The 19,790-nt window shown below is 47.9% G+C and carries 17 protein-coding genes and 2 tRNA genes; 17 read left to right on the top strand and 2 right to left on the bottom strand.

What is annotated here, in order from left to right:
• Nucleotides 1–58: 58 nt before the first annotated feature.
• From asd to AC6I3O_RS14195, 6 genes are all read left to right on the top strand, one after another.
• Entirely contained in the window at nt 59–1,144 is a 1,086-nt protein-coding gene (gene asd, locus AC6I3O_RS14220; protein WP_497851463.1) for an aspartate-semialdehyde dehydrogenase, read from the top strand.
• A gap of 87 nt (nt 1,145–1,231) precedes the next feature.
• Entirely contained in the window at nt 1,232–3,355 is a 2,124-nt protein-coding gene (gene ppk1 / locus AC6I3O_RS14215) for a polyphosphate kinase 1 (protein WP_497851462.1), read from the top strand.
• Nucleotides 3,356–3,370: 15 nt separating this feature from the next.
• The gene (locus AC6I3O_RS14210; protein WP_497851461.1) at nt 3,371–5,419 is read left to right on the top strand and encodes a DNA topoisomerase; all 2,049 of its coding nucleotides are present in this window, start codon (nt 3,371–3,373) and stop codon (nt 5,417–5,419) included.
• A 47-nt stretch (nt 5,420–5,466) separates the two neighbouring features.
• Entirely contained in the window at nt 5,467–6,144 is a 678-nt protein-coding gene (locus AC6I3O_RS14205; protein ID WP_497851460.1) for an acyltransferase, read from the top strand.
• A gap of 13 nt (nt 6,145–6,157) precedes the next feature.
• On the top strand, nt 6,158–7,036 hold the full coding sequence (locus AC6I3O_RS14200) for an NAD(P)-dependent oxidoreductase (RefSeq protein WP_497851459.1): 879 nt from the start codon (nt 6,158–6,160) through the stop codon (nt 7,034–7,036).
• 40 nt (nt 7,037–7,076) lie between these two features.
• Complete coding sequence (locus AC6I3O_RS14195) at nt 7,077–7,553, top strand: methylglyoxal synthase (RefSeq protein WP_497851458.1); 477 nt, start codon at nt 7,077–7,079, stop codon at nt 7,551–7,553.
• 95 nt (nt 7,554–7,648) lie between these two features.
• Here AC6I3O_RS14195 and AC6I3O_RS14190 read toward each other — a convergent pair whose 3' ends face one another.
• Together AC6I3O_RS14190 and AC6I3O_RS14185 are read right to left on the bottom strand one after the other, a co-directional pair.
• Entirely contained in the window at nt 7,649–7,843 is a 195-nt protein-coding gene (locus AC6I3O_RS14190; protein ID WP_497851457.1) for a type II toxin-antitoxin system HicA family toxin, read from the bottom strand.
• Nucleotides 7,843–8,061: a DUF1902 domain-containing protein gene (locus AC6I3O_RS14185; RefSeq protein ID WP_497851456.1), complete on the bottom strand. Its 219-nt coding sequence runs from the start codon at nt 8,059–8,061 to the stop codon at nt 7,843–7,845. The genes AC6I3O_RS14190 and AC6I3O_RS14185 overlap by 1 nt, the downstream gene beginning before the upstream one ends.
• Nucleotides 8,062–8,440: 379 nt before the next feature.
• Between AC6I3O_RS14185 and AC6I3O_RS14180 the strand changes: the two genes are divergently transcribed.
• The 11 genes from AC6I3O_RS14180 to AC6I3O_RS14130 all read left to right on the top strand — a co-directional run bounded on the left by AC6I3O_RS14180 (nt 8,441) and on the right by AC6I3O_RS14130 (nt 19,786).
• Nucleotides 8,441–11,149, top strand: coding sequence for an N-acetylglucosaminidase (locus AC6I3O_RS14180; protein ID WP_497851455.1), 2,709 nt, complete (start codon nt 8,441–8,443; stop codon nt 11,147–11,149).
• Nucleotides 11,150–11,390: 241 nt separating this feature from the next.
• Nucleotides 11,391–11,463: transfer RNA gene (locus tag AC6I3O_RS14175), tRNA-Val, on the top strand.
• Nucleotides 11,464–11,512: 49 nt separating this feature from the next.
• A tRNA-Met gene (locus AC6I3O_RS14170) sits at nt 11,513–11,586 on the top strand.
• 120 nt (nt 11,587–11,706) lie between these two features.
• Entirely contained in the window at nt 11,707–12,663 is a 957-nt protein-coding gene (locus AC6I3O_RS14165; protein WP_497851454.1) for a MurR/RpiR family transcriptional regulator, read from the top strand.
• 12 nt (nt 12,664–12,675) lie between these two features.
• On the top strand, nt 12,676–13,905 hold the full coding sequence (locus tag AC6I3O_RS14160) for a BaiN/RdsA family NAD(P)/FAD-dependent oxidoreductase (RefSeq protein ID WP_497851453.1): 1,230 nt from the start codon (nt 12,676–12,678) through the stop codon (nt 13,903–13,905).
• 90 nt (nt 13,906–13,995) lie between these two features.
• Nucleotides 13,996–14,652: a (d)CMP kinase gene (cmk, locus tag AC6I3O_RS14155; RefSeq protein ID WP_497851452.1), complete on the top strand. Its 657-nt coding sequence runs from the start codon at nt 13,996–13,998 to the stop codon at nt 14,650–14,652.
• Nucleotides 14,653–14,737: 85 nt separating this feature from the next.
• Nucleotides 14,738–15,595, top strand: coding sequence for a 4-hydroxy-3-methylbut-2-enyl diphosphate reductase (gene ispH, locus AC6I3O_RS14150; RefSeq protein ID WP_497851451.1), 858 nt, complete (start codon nt 14,738–14,740; stop codon nt 15,593–15,595).
• Nucleotides 15,576–16,658 carry a 30S ribosomal protein S1 gene (rpsA, locus tag AC6I3O_RS14145; RefSeq protein WP_497851450.1) on the top strand — a complete coding sequence of 361 codons (1,083 nt, stop codon included), beginning with the start codon at nt 15,576–15,578 and terminating at the stop codon, nt 16,656–16,658. Before ispH ends, rpsA begins: the two co-directional genes overlap by 20 nt.
• A 234-nt stretch (nt 16,659–16,892) precedes the next feature.
• The gene (rsxC, locus tag AC6I3O_RS14140) at nt 16,893–18,212 is read left to right on the top strand and encodes an electron transport complex subunit RsxC (RefSeq protein ID WP_497851449.1); all 1,320 of its coding nucleotides are present in this window, start codon (nt 16,893–16,895) and stop codon (nt 18,210–18,212) included.
• Nucleotides 18,213–18,275: 63 nt separating this feature from the next.
• Nucleotides 18,276–19,205 carry an RnfABCDGE type electron transport complex subunit D gene (locus AC6I3O_RS14135; protein WP_497853483.1) on the top strand — a complete coding sequence of 310 codons (930 nt, stop codon included), beginning with the start codon at nt 18,276–18,278 and terminating at the stop codon, nt 19,203–19,205.
• A complete protein-coding gene (locus AC6I3O_RS14130) occupies nt 19,205–19,786 on the top strand; it encodes an RnfABCDGE type electron transport complex subunit G (protein ID WP_497851448.1) in 582 nt (193 codons plus the stop codon). Before AC6I3O_RS14135 ends, AC6I3O_RS14130 begins: the two co-directional genes overlap by 1 nt.
• Nucleotides 19,787–19,790: the final 4 nt, after the last annotated feature.

Raw genomic sequence — 19,790 nt, 5'->3', positions numbered from 1 at the left:
TTTCATACAGGCATCGGGAAAGTGTGATAGAATTAAGGATTAAGAGGAGTGGAGAATCATGGAACAGAAATTAAGGGTAGGTATCTTGGGCGCAACAGGTATGGTGGGGCAGCGGTTTATCTCACTGCTTGAAGGCCATCCGTGGTTTGAAGTCGTGACAGTGGCGGCAAGCCAGAGGTCTGCCGGGAAGAGCTACGAGGAAGCGGTAGGAGATCGATGGAAGATGGCAGGGCCAATGCCGGAGTCTGTCAAAGGACTTACCGTATTGAATGTCAATGAGGTAGAAAAGGTCGCGGCGACCGTTGATTTTGTGTTCAGCGCCGTGGACATGACGAAGGAGGAAATCCGGGCAATCGAAGAAGAATATGCCAAGACGGAGACGCCGGTAGTGTCCAACAACAGCGCCCACCGCTGGACGCCGGATGTACCGATGGTGGTGCCGGAGATCAATTCCGGGCATTTTGAGGTCATCGAAGCCCAGAGAAAGCGGCTTAAAACGGCGCAGGGATTCATTGCGGTAAAACCAAACTGTTCCATCCAAAGTTATGCGCCCTGCCTTGCGGCTTGGAAGGAATTTGGCCCTAAGGAAGTGGTGGCGACGACCTATCAGGCAATCTCAGGGGCTGGTAAGACATTCAAGGATTGGCCGGAAATGGAAGGTAACGTGATTCCCTATATCGGCGGTGAGGAAGAAAAGAGCGAGCAGGAGCCTCTCCGTGTGCTGGGGCATGTGGAGAACGGGCAGATTGTGAAAGCGGCTCTTCCTAAGATTACCTGTCAGTGTGTCCGTGTTCCTGTTCTTAATGGGCATACGGCGGCAGTATTCATTAATTTTGACAAAAAGCCGACGAAAGAGCAGTTGATTGAGAAACTGGTGAACTATAAGGGGTATCCGCAGGAGGCGCATCTTCCTAGTGCGCCGAAGCAGTTTATCCAATATCTGGAAGAGGAGAACCGCCCGCAGGTAAAGCTGGATGTGGATTTCGAGAATGGAATGGGCGTTTCCATAGGAAGGCTTAGGGAAGATTCTATTTTTGACTACAAATTTATCGGGCTGTCCCACAATACGGTCCGAGGCGCGGCAGGAGGCGCAGTACTCTGTGCGGAAGCGCTGGCTGCGAAGGGGTATATTAAGGCGAAGTAAATCAGGTTAGGAGAGACGCTGCCAAGGGATTTAGAATGCTTCCTGACAGCTCTTTCGTTTGAAAGTAAAGAACGTGAGGTGGCAGATATGGATAAAGAGATACTGAACTATACTCAGAACCGGGAGTTATCATGGCTGAAATTCAACAAAAGGGTGCTTGAGGAAGCCCAAGATCCCAGCGTCCCCCTTTTAGAGCGCATGAAGTTCGTTGCAATCTTCAGCAGTAATCTGGATGAATTCTTTATGATTCGTGTCGGAAGCCTGTTTGATATGGCCCACACGGATGCCAATAGACGGGACAGCCGTTCAGGCTTTACCCCTAAGGAGCAGTTAGATAAGATTTTTGAGGCTGTAGCGCCCCTTTATAAAGAGCGGGATAAGGCGTATGCGGAGATTAAGAAGCAGCTTAATCCATACGGTATCTGCGGGCTGAATTTCAAGGAATTGGAGCAGAACGAGAAGAAGTATGTGAAGAAATACTTCAAAGACCAGATTCTTCCCGTGCTTTCTCCCCAGATTGTGGACGCCAACCATCCCTTCCCTCATTTGCTCAATAAAGAGGTCTATGTGACAGCGAACTTAAAGTTCAAGGAAAAAGCAAATTCCAAATCAATGATGGGCCTGGTGCCGATTCCTCAGTTCGTGTCGGATGTTTTATACCTTCCCGGGCATGATATCCGCTACATCCGCATGGAGAAGGTCATTTTAGAGCATTTAGACCTTGTGTTTTCCAAATACGAGGTTTCGGACGCCAATTATATTTGCGTGACAAGGAATGCGGATATTGCGCCGGACGACGAGGCGCTGGACGTCAGCGATGATTTCCGTTACCTGATGAAAGAGACGTTACACAAGAGGCGCCGGATGGCTGTAGTCCGTCTGGAAGTCGCGGAGAAGATGAAGCCAGATATGGAAAGCTACTTCTGTGAGAAGTTTAACATCGAGCCGCACCAGATTTTCCGTACGAAGATTCCGATGAAGCTTGCGTTTATCTTTGCAATCAGCGATAAGCTGCCGGAATCTATGAAGCGTTCTCTGATTTATCAGCCGTTCACGCCCCAGAATTCAGCCCATGTGTTGGAAGGCAATGTGATGCGGCAGGTCAAGAAGCGGGATGTCCTGCTGTACTATCCTTATGAGAGCATGAACCCGTTTCTCAAGATGATTAAGGAGGCTTCGGTGGACCCGAATGTGATGACCATCAAGATTACCATCTATCGTCTTGCAAAAAAAGCGCGGCTGGTAGAGTATCTGTGCGCGGCGGCGGAGAACGGGAAGGATGTGACGGTGCTGATTGAGCTTCGGGCAAGGTTCGACGAGCAGAATAATATCGACTGGTCCGAGCGTATGGAAGAAGCAGGATGCCGTGTAATCTATGGGTTTGAGTCTTACAAGGTTCATTCTAAGATTTGTCTGATTACATACCGTAACCGGAACGAAATCCAGTATATTACCCAGATAGGGACCGGCAATTACAATGAGAAGACAGCGGCGATGTATACAGATTTGTCGCTTATGACTGCAAATCCGGTGATTGGGAAGGATGCGGCGGAGTTCTTTAAGAATATGTCCATTGGGAATCTGGACGGAACCTATGAGCATCTGATTGTGGCGCCTACCAGCCTGAAACAGAAGGTGCTGTACCTGATGGACGAAGAGATTAAGAAGGGAAGCAGTGGCCGTGTGATCATGAAAATGAATTCGCTGACGGATGTGGACTATATCAGTAAGGTCTGCGAGGCATCCAAGGCAGGCGTGCGTGTGGATTTGATTGTGCGGGGAATCTGCTGTATCCTTCCAGGAGTGCCGGGGTATACAGAGAATGTCCGGGTGATGAGTATCGTGGGAAGATATCTGGAGCATGCCCGTATTTTCAGCTTTGGCGCGGGTGCAGAGCAGAAAGTCTATATTGGTTCGGCGGATATGATGACCAGGAATACAGAGAAGCGCGTGGAGGTCGCATGCCCGATTTTGGACGACGGCATCCGCCGCCAAGTCAACCATTATCTGAAAGTCATGCTCAGCGACAACGTGAAGGCGCGGGTACTGCTTAGTGACGGTTCCTATGTAAAGAAGAAGGCTTCCGAGCCGCCAGTTGACTCTCAGGCGGCATTTATGGAAGAGGCAATCCATGCGAAGCGGGAGGCTCCTAAGGAGGAGAGGAGTATCCGCGAGTGGATTAAGGAATTGGTTGGAAATATAAGAAAGTAAGGGTATATCATTCATATGGGGAAATCACTTTATATTGCAGAGAAGCCAAGCGTGGCGCAGGAATTTGCCAAGGCGCTGAAGATGAATGCAAGGAGAGGGGACGGATATCTGGAGTCTGAGGAGGCGGTCGTGACCTGGTGTGTGGGGCATCTGGTGACGATGAGTTATCCGGAGGTGTATGACCCTAGCCTTAAAAGGTGGAGCTTGGAGACGCTGCCTTTTATACCGCAGGAGTTCAAGTATGAAGTGATTCCGGCTGTCGCCAAGCAGTTCGGGATTGTTTCGGGGCTTCTGAACCGGAAGGACGTGGAGCGGATTTATGTTTGTACGGACTCTGGGCGGGAGGGAGAATATATCTATCGGCTGGTTGAGCAGCAGGCGAATGTGAAGGGAAAGGAACGCCGCAGGGTGTGGATTGATTCCCAGACGGAGGATGAGATTCTGCGGGGAATCCGGGAGGCGAAGGATTTGAAGGAATACGATAATCTCTCGGCATCGGCGTATCTTCGGGCAAAGGAAGATTATCTGATGGGAATCAATTTCTCCCGGCTTTTGACGTTAAAATATGGGAACAGTATTGCAAATTATCTGAAAACAGACCGTTCTGTGGTTTCGGTGGGCAGGGTGATGACCTGTGTACTCGGCATGGTGGTCCGGCGGGAGCGGGAAATCCGGGAATTCGTGGAGACGCCCTTTTACCGGGTGGTCAGTGTAAACGGGGAACCGGGGGAGACGTTCGAGGGAGAGTGGCGTGCAGTCAAAGGCTCCCGGTGGTTTGAATCCTTTGATCTCTATAAGGAAAATGGGTTCAAGGAGCGCAAGAAGGCGGAGGAATTGGTCGCATATCTGAGCGAGGATGAGCCGCTTAGCTGCCAGATCGTCTCGATTGAGAAGAAGAAGGAGAAGAAGAACCCGCCCTTGCTGTTCAATCTTGCAGAATTGCAGAATGAATGCTCGAAGCGGTTTAAGATTAGTCCGGACGAGACGCTGCGCATCGTGCAGGAGATGTATGAGAAGAAGCTGGTGACGTATCCGAGGACGGATGCCAGGGTGTTGTCTACGGCTGTGGCGAAGGAGATCAATAAGAACCTGAACGGGCTGATGAAATATGAACCGGCTGTGCCGTTCCTCAAGGATATCGTTGGTTTTGGGAGCCATAAGGGGCTTGAGAAGACCCGATACGTCAATGATAAGCAGATTACGGATCACTATGCGATTATTCCTACAGGGCAGGGATTGAATGTGTTAAATTCCTTGCCATATCTGTCTGGGAAGGTGTATGATGTGATTGTCAGGCGGTTTTTGAGCATTTTTTATCCTCCGGCAGTGTACCAGAAGATTCAGATTGTCACGAAGATGAAAGAGGAGTCTTTCTTTGCAAGTTTTAAGGTGCTTGCAGAAGAGGGATATCTCAAGGTGGCAGGTATTCCCGGACAGAAGAAGGAGACGGCAGGGGATACAGGAAACAAGGAAAATCAGGAAGGAAGTTCAAAGAAGGAGGAAAAAGGCCAGGAAAACGGGACGGAGGAGAGTACCGACGCCGCGTTTTTCAAAAAGATACAGGCGCTTAAAAAGGGTATGGTTCTTCCGGTGCAGTCTCTTGAAATCAAAGAGGGCAAGACTTCCCCGCCTAAGCGGTATAATTCTGGTTCTATGATTCTTGCAATGGAGAATGCAGGGCAGTTGATTGAGGATGAGGAGCTGCGGGCACAGATTAAGGGCAGCGGAATCGGAACCAGCGCTACCAGAGGTGAGATTTTGAAGAAGCTGTTTCATATCGAGTATCTGGCGCTGAATAAGAAGACCCAGATTGTCACGCCGACCCTGCTTGGTGAAATGATTTTTGACGTGGTGGAACATTCCATTAAGTCGCTTTTAAACCCAGAGCTGACGGCAAGCTGGGAGAAGGGACTTACCTATGTTGCGGATGGAGAGATTACGCCGGACGAATATATGCAGAAGCTCAGCCATTTTATCATAAGCAGGACGGAAGGAGTGAAGGGACTTAGAAACCAGAACCAGCTTCGGGCGTGTTATGACAAGGCGGCAGAGTCGTACCGGTAACCGGGGAAGGAGAAGAAATAGTAGAAAAAGAAAGGGAGACAGGCAGAATGAAGGAATTAACAGTTAAGGAATTGTACACATTGGATGAGACGATTGCGAAGGATATCTTCGAGGGTGTGACTTATCCTTGGGAAGTTCTTCCTAAAATCAGCGAATTCATCCTCCGGCTTGGGGAGACGCTTCCTGAGGAGGAGTATGAAAAGGTCGGTGAGGATGTGTGGATTGCAAAGTCAGCGAAGGTGTTTGAGTCCGCATATATCCATGGGCCTGCCATTATCGGAAAGAACGCGGAAGTCAGGCATTGTGCGTTCATTCGGGGAAATGCGATCGTCGGCGAGGGCGCCGTGGTGGGCAATTCTACGGAGCTTAAAAATGTAATTCTGTTCAACAAGGTTCAGGTGCCTCACTATAATTATGTGGGTGATTCGGTTCTTGGGTATAAGGCGCATATGGGCGCCGGTTCCATTACGTCGAATGTGAAGTCAGATAAGAAGCTGGTGGTAGTGAAGACGCCAAAGGGCAATATTGAGACGGGTATGAAGAAATTTGGCGCTATGCTTGGAGATGAGGTGGAAGTCGGTTGTGGAACGGTACTGAATCCCGGAAGTGTCGTTGGAAGCCATACGAACATTTATCCCCTTTCCAGCGTGAGAGGATATGTCCCGGCGGGGAGTATCTATAAGAAACAGGGCGAGGTTGTGGAGAAGGTCAGTACACTAGAATAACAGGAGGAAGAAGATGCACAAAATTGGTTTTATAGGTGTAGGAATCATGGGGAAGTCTATGGTACGCAATCTGATGAAGGCTGGATTCGAGCTTCATATTTTTGCCAGGACGAAGGCGAAGGTGGAAGATGTAATCGGAGAGGGAGCCATTTTCCATGAGTCGATTAAGGAATGTGTTGACGGATGTGAAGCCGTGATTACCATCGTTGGTTTCCCTCAGGATGTGGAAGAGGTCTATTTCGATACGGGAAATATTCTGGACAGTGCGAAGGAGGGGGCTTATCTGATTGATATGACAACCACCAGCCCTATGCTTGCGAAGAAGATCTGGGAAGCGGGAAGCAAGCAGGGATTCCGTGTTCTGGACGCGCCTGTGACAGGCGGAGATATGGGAGCGAAAGCAGGTACTTTGTCGATTCTTGTTGGTGGCAAGAAAGAGGACTACGAGGCGTGTATGCCCTTATTTACGGCAATGGGAACGAACATCAACTATCAGGGAGAGGCAGGTTGCGGGCAGCATGCCAAGCTGGCGAACCAGATTATGATTGCGGGGGCGCTGTCTGGGGTCTGCGAGGCTTTGACATATGCGAAGGCGAAGGGGCTTGATTTGCAGGTGCTTCTGGATTCTGTTTCCACCGGGGCTGCAGGAAGCAGGCAGTTGGATACTTTCGGCCCTAAGATATTGGCAGGGGATTATGCCCCGGGATTCTTTATGAAGCATTTTATCAAGGATATGAAGCTGGCGCTTACGGAGGCGAATATGAGCGGCCTTTGTCTGGATGTGCTGAGCCAGGCGTTGGCGAATTATGAGGAATTGGCGGCAGAGGGGCATGGCGATCTGGGGACTCAGGCGTTGATGAAGTATTATGAGGAGACGACTGCCGGAGAATAGGCGAGGGATCATTGGAAATTTCCAACGAAAGGAGAAAGAAATGGCAAGTGAAAATTTTGTAACATTCGAGATTGGAAAGACGAAGCACATTGCGTTGGTGGCGCATGACGGCAAGAAGAAGGAACTGGTGGAGTGGTGCGACAGGAATAAAGAGATCTTAAAGGGTCATTTCCTGTGCGGGACAGGCACGACGGCAAGGCTGATTGCAGAGAAGACCGGGCTTCCTGTGAAAGGGTATAACAGCGGTCCGTTAGGCGGGGATCAGCAGATCGGGGCGAAGATTGTGGAGGGGCAGATTGATTTCATGATTTTCCTGTGGGATCCGTTAGAGGCACAGCCCCATGACCCGGATGTAAAGGCGCTTTTGCGGATTGCGGTGGTGTATGATATCCCGATTGCTAATAATCTGGCGACGGCGGATTTTATGCTGAATTCTAAGTATATGGACGGGACTTATGACCGGAAGGTACAGAATTTTAATAGGACGGTTCAAGAACGGGTGGAGAAAATGAAATAAAGATAAAGAGGCTGCGGGGATCTACCGGCAGCCTTTTTTCCGTGATTGCTCGCCTAAGACGAACGTTTCCAAATATATACAATTGTTAATCAACTTTAAAACTTGTGGTCAATTCCGCTTTGCTTCATAATAGCATTCGCAGTATGCCTTGATTTTATACGGGTATCGACTGTCACATGACGATTGGTAATTGGGCTGTACCAGATATCATGATCGCCTTTCCCGTGACGTCGAAAAGAACAGCCGTTTTGGGAAAGGATATTGCGTACTTTTTTCTCATATTCAGCCATTATAAGCTCATCCTTTCCTGGCGTTTTGACATAAATGTCAAGAAGAATGGCTGAGTTTTTGGGGCATTTAATGCAAGAAGTTCCGGTACGGCAAAACGAGTACGTTCTAACAGTGCATCAAAGGAACCAGATTCCAATACTAGACCGGGGATATCATCGCTTGTTGCAATCCATACATTAGCTTCATTATCCCACGTAAAATTTACGATATATTCCATAACACATTACCTCCTAAAATATTTGTATTATTGAAAATATTAACTTTTATTTTATCTGACATCTATAAAGGACTTTTTCTTTCAACACAGATTAGGGTAAGATAGTTTTATTATATCAAGATTGACGAATGCGTCAATATAAAATTATCATAAATATTTCGGTTTATAAGTCCAATTTCTGACTTGATGGAATATATTTGTTACTTTTTATATCTACGCCAATCACACTGCTGATCTGGCGTTGGTGTGAATTGTAACATATATTTCGTTACAACTCTTAACAATTCCTTAATATATTGAAAAAATTACCAGTTAGTGTTAAAATTAAAATGTACCAGCAGACACATTTCAATTAATAAGGGGCAAAGGAGGAGTAGAATTGCAAAGAATAAGAAGATTCCTGGTACTTACACTTCTTGTATGTCTTGGCGCGACGCTGCCAGGCATCGTGAGTAATGCAGAGGATATGTCAGGGGAGCAGACATCTGCAGGAGCGGGATTAGAGGATGAGAACCCTCAGCGTCTGGACGCAGTTACCGCTATGGATGAAGACGGTAACATTTTTGAAGTGGACGAAGAGGGCGGAGAGCTGGAAGATCCAGGGATTGCGGCATTTTCGCGGGATATGTCGGTGAAAGTGGTCAATTTCCGGACGAAGGGCAATGCAGTTACGAACTACAAGGAATATAGTACCGGTACGGCAGGATACACCAACGGGGCATACGGTGCGGACGCTGCCTTTCTTGGGATATACGGCAGTAAAGTCCGTTTCATGCTTTCAGGCGTCGTGGGAGAAGTATCGGCAGAAGAGGTTCAAGTGGTTGATTTTGCATCCGCAGAGTCTGTCAGTTACTATGCAGTGGAAGGCGGAAGGCTGCGCCATTATATTACCCATGATATGACGAAGGCAGAACATGCGACGTCTCTGGATAACGGCAGTGCGCCGTCATACTTACAGGCGGGAGTAGAGTACTACAGTTATGACGGACATTATTTTTATACTGATTATAATACGATGATTCAAGATTATCAGAATGAGACACGTTCCGCTTCTGTGAATGCAGGGAACCCGTATTATAATTATTACCAATATTTGCCGTTTCGCAGCAGGACATCTTATGCCGGGGCGGAGTTGAATAACTTGATCGGAGGTAAGACAAGCGGTTCCTCCAAATTGAGAAACACAGGAGATTATTTTGCAAACAGTCAGGATACCTATGGAGTGAATGCGCTGATTATGGTTGGAATTGCGGCAAATGAGAGTGGATGGGGGACAAGTAATATTTGCCAGAATAAGAATAACCTTTTCGGACTGAATGCTGTAGATGAATCTCCCGGAACCAGCGCCAACACTTATGGGAGTGTTGAGGAGTGTATCCGTCAATTTGCGGATGGATGGATGTCCAGAAAATATCTGAACCCGAAAGGATGGACATATAACGGTGGTTTCCTTGGGAATAAAGCGAGTGGAGTTAATGTTAAATACGCTTCGGACCCTTATTGGGGTGAGAAAGCGGCGAATATAATCTGGAGTTTGGATCAGGACGGGGGCTGCCGGGATGCGTATGCCTATACCATAGGTATCAAGGATACGCTTGCGACAAGCCATACCAGCGTGAATGTACGTAATGGAAGCAGCCAGTCTTCATCAAGTTTGTATATGACCGGACAAGCTTCCAACTATGCAGTTTTGATTCAAGATGTGACTTCGGAAAATGGTTATTACAGGATACAGAGTGACGCTGTGTTAAACGCTGACAAATCTGGGCTGAATGCTGGAATAGGAGAGTATCTGTTTGAGCAGATGTATGCATACATGCATTCAGATTATGCTGTAATCGTCAATCAAGGCGGGACAGTGACGGCGAAGAAGGAGCTACAGTCTGTCGTCATCAGTCAGGTGCCAGCAAAGACAGCATATCTGGTGGGAGAAGTGTTTGATCCGACGGGGATGGTTGTACTTGCAAATTGGAGCGATGGAACGCAAGCGGATGTGACAGCGTCTGTTGTTTACAGCCAGGAGCCGCTGCAGGCTGGGACGGGAAGTATTACAGTTGATTATACATATGAAGAAGCGACAATGTCGGCGGAGCAGGCGATAACAGTGACGACTCCTGAGACATCGCCGGATACAGAGCCGAAGCCAGGAGTAACGGAGCCGGATCCGGAAACCCCGCCAACATCAGAGGCGACACCAGAGAACCCGTCAACACCAGGAACGACACCAGAGAATCCGTCAACACCGGGGGCAACGCCAGAGAACCCATCAACACCAGGAACGACACCAGAGAATCCGTCAACACCAGGGGAAACGCCGGAAACCCCACCAACATCGGAAGCGACGCCGGAAACTCCGTCAGTACCGGAAGCGACGCCGGATGCAGCTCCGGATTCTGGAACGATATCAGACTCCGTACCGAGTCCGGATTCAAGTTTTAGTTCTGTATCGGACGAAGTTACTGCACCAGATACATTGCCGGAGCCTGGCGATACGTCAGATTTGTTACAGGATGGTAAACCGGGAGAAGTAACGGAAGCAGATTCGCCGGTGGTTGCTAAGAATGAAAGTACTGGCATCTGGATTCGCGGCACAATCAGTGAAGGGACAGAATGCGTGGTTGAAGCTGTTCCGAAAGATTCAGAACAGTATATCTCTTACATAGAGCCGGTAAAAGACAGGGTTATTCTTGGCGTATATGATATCAAACTGACATCAGATCTGGCGGAAGGTGAAAATGTGGAAGTTGGTTTCCCTGTAGGGGAACAGTATAATGGAAAGAATGCAATCGTTCTTCATTATGACAGCGTTAAGGGAATGGAAAAAATTACATCTGTTGTAGAGAATGGTCAGATCGTTGTACGTGTTTCTGGATTTTCGCCGTATGTAGTTGCACTGGATGAAGCGACGCCTGTTTCGTCGCCTAAGGCAATACAGAAGTCAACGAATGATGGGAATGTCAGAAGAGCCCCTGTAACAGGAGATGAAAGCCAGATTGTGTTATGGGGAGTCATCTTTATATTATCAATGTTTGAGCTGGTTTATTTATCCTTATATTTGTATAGGAAGAAAAACCGAGTGAGAAATTAGGCACGAATATAAATATTGTTGGGAGAAGAGGCTGTTGTATGACGGATGGTTATTCATTTGTGATACTACGGCTTCTTTTTTATTATTGGCTGATTTTTCTTTGCATAAAAAGTTGAAAAATAAGCTAAAAAGTAAGTGTTTGAAAAATTTTGGAAAATTATTAAAATATATATTGACAAATAGTGAGAAACCATAGTATAATAACGAAGTCGGTTTGAGGGAAACAAACTTAGACAGTTAAGGGATCTTAGCTCAGCTGGGAGAGCATCTGCCTTACAAGCAGAGGGTCATAGGTTCGAGCCCTATAGGTCCCATTACAACAGACATTGTTGTAGATGTTCTAGTTTATACTGGAACATATTTGGCGGGATAGCTCAGTTGGCTAGAGCACACGGTTCATACCCGTGGTGTCGCTGGTTCAAATCCAGTTCCCGCTACTTGTTTAAAGCCTGCATATGCAGGCTTTTTTATTTGCCAGAAAAGTCTCTTGAATGTTTGGAGGACAGGCTATATAATAGTAACGGTGTAAAAGAAGTAGGAAAGAGGCTTTATGTGCAATGCGAAGCAAGAATGAGTTGTTGAATAAGATAGAAGACGGATATTCCAAGTTCAGTAAAGGCCAAAGAAAGCTTGCAGATTTCATCCGCAAGGATTATGATAAAGCAGCATTTTTGACGGCGGCTAAAATGGGGGAAGAGGTGGGCGTCAGTGAATCTACCGTGGTGCGTTTTGCCATGGCCCTTGGTTATGACGGATATCCAGGATTCCAGAGGGCTCTTGGCGAGATGGTACGGACGAAGCTGAATTCGATTCAGCGCATGGAAGTGACATATGGCAGAATCAGCCAGGGAGAGATTCTTGCGACCGTACTCCATTCAGATATTGAGAAAATCAAGCTGACGATGGAGGCAATCGACCACGAGACGTTTGAAATGGCTGTGGATACGATTCTGAATGCGAGGAATATCTATGTGGTGGGGATTCGGAGCTGCGCACCTCTAGCAAGTTTTTTGAGTTTTTATCTGAATCTGGTATGCGACGGGGTGGTGGCGGTGAATACCAACAGCCCCAGCGAAATTTTTGAGCAGATGCTCAGAATCAATGAGGAGGACGCCATCATCGGAATCAGTTTTCCAAGATATTCCATGCGTACGCTGAAAGCGTTGGAATATGCCAGCAACCGGAAGGCGAAGGTGATAACCCTGACTGACAGCGTCCATTCTCCCATGACCCTGTATTCCTCCTGTAACCTGATTGCGCGCAGCGACATGGCTTCTATCGTAGATTCTCTGGTGGCGCCTCTGAGCGTGGTAAATGCGCTGGTGGTGGCATTGTGCATGAAGAAGCAGAAGGAAGTCATTACGACGCTTGAGACATTAGAAGAGATTTGGGATGAGTATCAGGTGTACAATAAGGATGAGCTGAATATGGTAGGCGAGAAAGTGGAAATGTCCGGCGTTCAGGAAGAAATGAATGGTTCGCAGGAAGGATTCTCAGGAATGCAGGGAGAATGAACGGGGGATGAAATGAGCGAAGTTTTAGTGGTAGGCGGCGGCGCTGCGGGAATGTTCGCCGCAATTACGGCGGCGCGGAATGGGCATAACGTTTGTCTGCTTGAAAAGAATGAAAAATTAGGGAAGAAATTGTTTATCACGGGAAAAGGAAGGTGCAACATCACCAATGCCTGCGGCATGGAGACGTTGTTCGCATCCGTGGTGAGCAATCCAAGGTTTTTGTACAGCAGCTTCTACGGATATACGAACCAGGATGTGATCCAATTCTTTGAGGAGCTGGGAGTGAAGACGAAGGTAGAGCGGGGAGAACGTGTATTTCCGGCGTCAGACCATTCCTCTGACGTAATCAAGGCTATGGAGCAGGAGTTGAAGCGGCTGAATGTCAAGGTCAGGCTCCATACAGAGGTCATCCGGGTATGTGCCGAGAATGGAAAGTTTCTGCATGCAGAACTTGCCGGTGGAGAAACTGTTGGCGGGGATGATTGTATTGTGGCAACGGGCGGATTATCTTACCCGTCTACCGGTTCTACAGGAGACGGTCATCGTTTTGCCCGTGAATGCGGGCATTCCATTATCCCCTGTATGCCGTCGCTTTCACCAATGGAGGTAAAGGAAGGCTTTGTGGGGAGCCTTATGGGGCTTTCCCTTAGGAACGTATCTGTGTCCATTTATCAGGGGAAAAAACGGTTGTATCAGGAATTCGGGGAAATGTTATTTACCCATTACGGAGTCAGCGGTCCGCTGATTATCAGTGCAAGCAGTTATGTGGGGCAGAAATTGAAGAATCAGGAGTTAAGGCTTGAGATTGATTTAAAGCCTGCGCTTGGCGAGGAGCAGCTAGACCAGAGAGTGCGAAGAGATTTTGAGGAAAACCGCAACCGGCAGTTCAAGAATGCACTTGGAAAATTGTTCCCTTCCAAATTGCTTCCGGTTATGATAGAATTAAGCAGAATCGATCCTGAGAAAAAGGTCAATGTCATATCAAGAGAAGAGCGGCAAAGGTTCGTATATCTGATAAAACATTTTTCTATGACACTGACAGGGCTTAGGGATTACAATGAGGCAATCATTACCCGGGGAGGCATCAATACAAAAGAAGTGAATCCGGGTACGATGGAGTCGAAGTATGTCAAAGGTCTATATTTCGCAGGGGAAGTGCTGGATTTGGATGCGCTGACTGGAGGGTTCAATCTACAGATTGCCTGGTCTACCGGATATGCGGCCGGAAACAGTATACCATGAGTGTTTGATGGGAAATAACGGTCAAATGATGGTGGCGGCTGGATGAGAAAAAATCGAGAAAAAGAATAAAACGAACAGGAGAATAGGAAAATGGGATATAATGTAGCAATAGACGGTCCGGCTGGCGCGGGAAAGAGTACGATTGCAAAGCTGGTTGCAGAAAAAAAAGGGTATATTTACGTAGACACAGGGGCTATGTACCGGGGACTTGCCATCCATTTCCTGGATAAGGGGATTCAGGCAGAGGAGACGGAAAAGGTAATCGAGGCATGTAAGGATGCGGATGTTAAGATTCAATATGAAAATGGGACGCAGCAGGTATACTTAAATGGAACGAACATTACGGGAAGGCTTCGCGATGAGGCTGTGGGGAAGATGACTTCCAAGTGCTCCGTGATTCCCAAGGTACGTGAAAAGCTTCTGGATCTCCAGAGGGACTTGGCAAGGACCCAGGATGTAATCATGGATGGAAGAGACATCGGAACCTGTGTGCTCCCCGGCGCAGATGTAAAAGTTTACTTGACTGCAAGCGTAGAGACTCGTGCGAAACGCCGTTATGACGAATTGATGGCGAAGGGGGAGAGGTGTGACCTCGAGGAGATTGCCAGGGATATCAAGGAACGGGACTTTCGTGACATGAACCGAGAGACGGCGCCATTAAAAAAAGCGGAGGACGCTGTACTGATAGACAGCTCAGATATGACGATTGAAGAAGTAGTAGAGGCCATTGCAGGGCTGTGCAGATAAAATCAGACGGTACGGCATGTCCCACCAATTCCGTAGCTGCTGTGACAGTACAGGAGGAATTCCAAAATACAGGAAGGAGACAGTCATGCAGATTGAATTAGCGAAAACCGCCGGTTTTTGTTTCGGCGTCAAACGTGCGGTGGAGAAAGTCTACGAACAGGTAAGGGAACACCAAGACAGAAAAATCTATACATACGGTCCCATCATCCACAATGAGGAAGTTATTAAGGATCTGCGGAAACAAGGGGTCGAAGTCATACACTCCGAAGAGGAGCTTGAAAAGATCGAAAACGGGGTGGTGGTCATCCGTTCCCATGGAGTACCTCGGCGCATTTATGAATTAATGGAGAAAAAGAATATCACTTGTGTTGATGCAACCTGCCCCTTTGTGAAGAAGATTCATAGAATTGTTGCCGAAGAAAGTGAAAAAGGCTCCCATATTGTCATTATTGGAAACAGCGTTCACCCGGAGGTGGAAGGCATCCGGGGATGGGCCGGAGAACGGGTGAGCGTGCTAAATTCAGCGGAGGAAGCAGAGCATTTCTGGATGGAGGAAAAGGACCGGAAAGTATGCATTGTCGCCCAGACGACATTTAATTACAATAAATTCAAAGAATTAGTTGAAATTCTTGATAAAAAGGGTTATGATATAATTGTTTTAAATACGATTTGCAATGCGACGAAGGAACGTCAGGAAGAAGCGCGCCGGATTGCAGAGAGAGTAGACGCTATGGTGGTAATAGGGGACAGCCGCAGCTCGAATACTCAGAAGCTATTTGAAATATGTAAGAACGAATGTTTGAATACGTACTATATACAGACGCTTGACGATTTGGATGTGAATCAATTAAGGTCCGTGGAAACAGTAGGTATTACAGCAGGGGCATCCACGCCCAATATTATAATTGAGGAGGTTCAAAATTATGTCAGAATTAACTTTTGAACAAATGTTGGAAGAGTCTTTCAAGACAATAAGAAATGGAGAGGTTGTAGATGGTACTGTCATCGATGTGAAGCCCGATGAAATCATCTTGAATATAGGTTACAAGGCAGACGGTATCATCACAAGAAACGAGTATACGAACGAGACGAATGCAGATCTGACTACGATGGTGTCAGTGGGGGATGCCATGACTGCAAAGGTCTTGAAGGTTAATGATGGCGAAGGTCAGGTGTTATTGACGTACAAGAGGCTTGCTGCCGAGAAGGGCAACGAGAGATTGAGAGAAGCATATGAGAATCATGAAGTGCTGAAAGCTCCTGTTGCACAGATTCTCGGAGGCGGATTAAGTGTCGTAGTCGAAGAGGCAAGGGTATTCATCCCTGCAAGCCTGGTTTCCGATACGTATGAGAAGGATCTGAGTAAGTATCAGGGACAGGAGATTGAGTTTGTGATCAGTGAGTTCAATCCGAGAAGGAACCGCGTGATTGGCGATAGGAGACAGTTGCTTGTTGCGGAGCGCGCAGAGAAGCAGAGAGAGCTTTTCGCAAGAATCCAGGCGGGCGACAGGATGGAAGGAACTGTTAAGAATGTAACAGATTTCGGTGCTTTCGTAGATCTTGGAGGGGTAGACGGGCTGCTCCACATCTCAGAGATGTCCTGGGGACGTGTCGAGAATCCTAAGAAGGTATTTAAGGTCGGCGAGAAGCTGGAAGTCATGATTAAGGAGATTCACGATACGAAGGTCGCTCTCAGCCTGAAGTTCCCGGAGAGCAACCCATGGGCGAATGCTGCGGACAATTTTGCAGTAGGTACGGTAATCAATGGAAGAGTGGCAAGAATGACAGACTTCGGCGCATTTATCGAACTGGCGCCGGGAGTGGACGCATTGCTTCATGTTTCACAGATTGCAAGGGCGCATGTGGATAAGCCGTCAGACGTCTTGTCCGTAGGTCAGGAGATTACAGCGAGGATCGTAGATCTAAACGTTGCGGAAAAGAAGATCAGCCTTAGTATGAAGGTTCTGGAGAATTCTTCCGAAGCCCAGGCGGACGATGCTGAGTAATTCATAGCCTGATTCCAGAAAATTAGGAAGTGTAAGGATGGATATCCTGTGGGATTTCCATCCTTTTTTGTGCGCAGACCCGTGCAGAGAAAATATGCCGCTGAGGTGGCTGATCCGTTAAAATTTCGACAAGATGTTCGGGGAAATATACAAGGAAATACTGGAATCTACTAGATAATTAGGGGATTTTGTTGTATAGTATAAAAAGAGAAAATAGGAAGGAAGGATAAAGGGATGGCATTGTTAACGTTTAAGGGTGGAATCCACCCGGATGACGGCAAGAGCCTGGCAAAGGATAAGGCGATTGTCGAAGTAAAACCCAAAGGGGATCTGGTCTATCCGGTTTCCCAGCACATAGGCGCTCCTGCCAGTCCGGTAGTAGCAGTTGGCGACCGTGTTTTAAAAGGCCAGATGATCGCAGAAGCCGGGGGGTTTGTGTCGGCTCCGATTTATGCGTCGGTTTCAGGAAAAGTGAAAGCGATTGCGCCCCATCTGAACCCAACGGGGGGAACTGTGAACAGTATTGTAATCGAAAATGACGGCGAGTATGAAGAGGTGGAGTATCCGGCTGTCAAACCATTGGATGAGATGACGAAAGAGGAGATACTGAATACCATCGGCAATGCCGGGGTAGTCGGTATGGGAGGCGCAGGTTTCCCGACCAAGGTGAAACTCTCACCCAAAGAACCAGATAAGATTGACTATATTATAGCCAACTGTGCGGAATGTGAACCGTACATTACGGCAGACTACAGATGTATGCTGGAGATACCGGAGAAGCTGGTAGGCGGCATGAAGATTATCCTGAAGCTCTTTGACAATGCAAAGGGGATCTTTGGAGTGGAGGATAACAAACCGGATTGTATTGAGAAATTAAAAGAGCTGATCAAGGATGAGCCTCGGATGGAAGTGCTTGCGCTAAAGACGAAGTACCCTCAAGGAGGCGAGCGTCAACTGATTTATGCGACGACAGGGAGAGCAATTAACTCTGCAATGCTTCCTGCTGATGCCGGATGCGTGGTGGACAATGTGGCGACAATCATTAGCATATATGAGGCAGTGGCGGAAGGAAAACCGTCCATGGAGCGTGTGACCACTGTCAGCGGAGACGCTGTGAATGAGCCAGGAAACTTCCGGGTACCCTTCGGGCTGAACCAGGAGGAATTGATTGAGGCGGCAGGAGGCTATAAGAGCGAACCGGAGAAGGTGATTTCCGGAGGCCCGATGATGGGATTCTCTATGTTTTCTCTGGACGTGCCGATTACGAAGACGTCTTCCTCCATCCTGTGCCTTACGAAGGATGAGGTCGCAAAGTTTGAGCCAACGGCGTGTATCAACTGCGGGCGCTGCGTGGATGCATGCCCGAGTCGTCTGATTCCCTCAAGGCTTGCGGACTATGCGGAACACCATGACGAGGCGGCGTTTACGAAGCATGAAGGCTTGGAATGTATGGAATGTGGTTCCTGTAGTTTTGTGTGTCCGGCAAAGCGGCCGCTGAAACAGGCGATTGGTTCTATGAGAAAGATTGCGCTGGCGAACCGTAAGAAGAAGTAAGGGTATTTAAGAGATAATAAAGAGAGGAAGAGGTGAACAAACGTGAGTGAGAACAAGTTAAAAATGTCATCTTCACCACACATTCGTTCCAAAGTGACTTCAAGCAACATCATGCTCTATGTGACGATTGCGTTGCTGCCGGCTTCTGCTTTCGGTGTATGGAACTTTGGAGTGTCAGCCCTCGTGATGCTGGTCTGTACGACGGCGTCTGCGGTACTGACAGAATACATATATGAGAAATTAATGCATAAGAAGATTACGGTTAATGACTTTAGTGCGGTCGTTACCGGATTACTTCTAGGGCTTAATATGCCTCCCACCGCTCCCTGGTGGATGGGCGTACTGGGCGGTATCTTCGCAATCCTGATTGTGAAGCAGCTCTTTGGAGGATTGGGGCAGAACATCATGAACCCGGCTCTCGGCGCAAGGTGTTTCCTGCTGATTTCATTTACCAGCCAGATGACCACTTTCGTCTATGACGGAGTGACCGGACCGACTCCGCTGGCTCAGTTAAAGAGCGGCGAGATGGTAGACAGCATGAGCATGCTGATTGGGCGGATTCCGGGAACCATCGGTGAGACGTCTGTGATTGCCGTGGTCATCGGGGCAATTTTCCTGATTCTGATGGGAATCATTGACCTTAGGATTCCGGGGACTTATATTGCAACATTTGTAGTATTTATCGGTATTTTCGGGCAGTTTGCCAATCCGGAAGTGGGATTTTTTGACCCGCAGTATATTACCGCACATCTTTGCGGAGGCGGTTTGATGCTCGGCGCATGGTTCATGGCGACCGATTATGTGACGTCGCCGATTACGAAGAGGGGGCAGATCGTCTATGGTATGCTTCTTGGTATCCTGACAGGCTTGTTCCGTCTTTTCGGCGGTTCTGCGGAAGGTGTATCTTATGCGATCATCATCAGTAACCTTTTAGTTCCGTTGATCGAAAGGGTTACTCTTCCAAAACCATTCGGTAAAGGAGGAGAAAAATAATGAATAAAATTGTGAAAAATACTTTGATTCTGACGGTCATCACACTGGTCGCAGGGCTTGGGCTTGGGCTGGTGTATGAGGTCACGAAAGCGCCTATTGCCCAGGCGAAGGAGACTGCGAAGAAAGAGGCATGGCAGAAGGTGTTCCCGGATGCAGACATCAATGATTTTGAGCAGGTAGACCTTGATGAGGCGGCGGCAGAGCAGGCGCTGAAAGACATGGGGGTAAACGGGACCATCGACGAGGCGTGTACCGTAGGCGACGCAGGTTACGTTGTCACTGCGACGGATAAGGATGGCTTCGGGGGAAGCATTCAGGTCACTGTGGGCATCCAAAGCGACGGTACAGTGAACGGAATTTCCATCCTGTCTATCAACGAGACGGCAGGTCTTGGAATGAAAGCTACGGAGCCTGCGTTCTATGGGCAGTATGAAGGAAAACAGACAGAGAAGTTTGTGGTATCCAAGGATGGCGGAGACGGAGAACCGATTGATGCATTGAGCGGCGCGACCATCACGTCAAGATCCGTGACCGGGGCTGTCAATGCCGCCCTTGGATATTATCAGGCTGCATTTCAATAGGAGG

The organism is Sporofaciens sp. St.21A7, assembly GCF_059728535.1.
The sequence above is the reverse complement of the archived record's forward strand: the minus strand, read 5'-3'. Positions and strand labels throughout refer to the sequence as shown.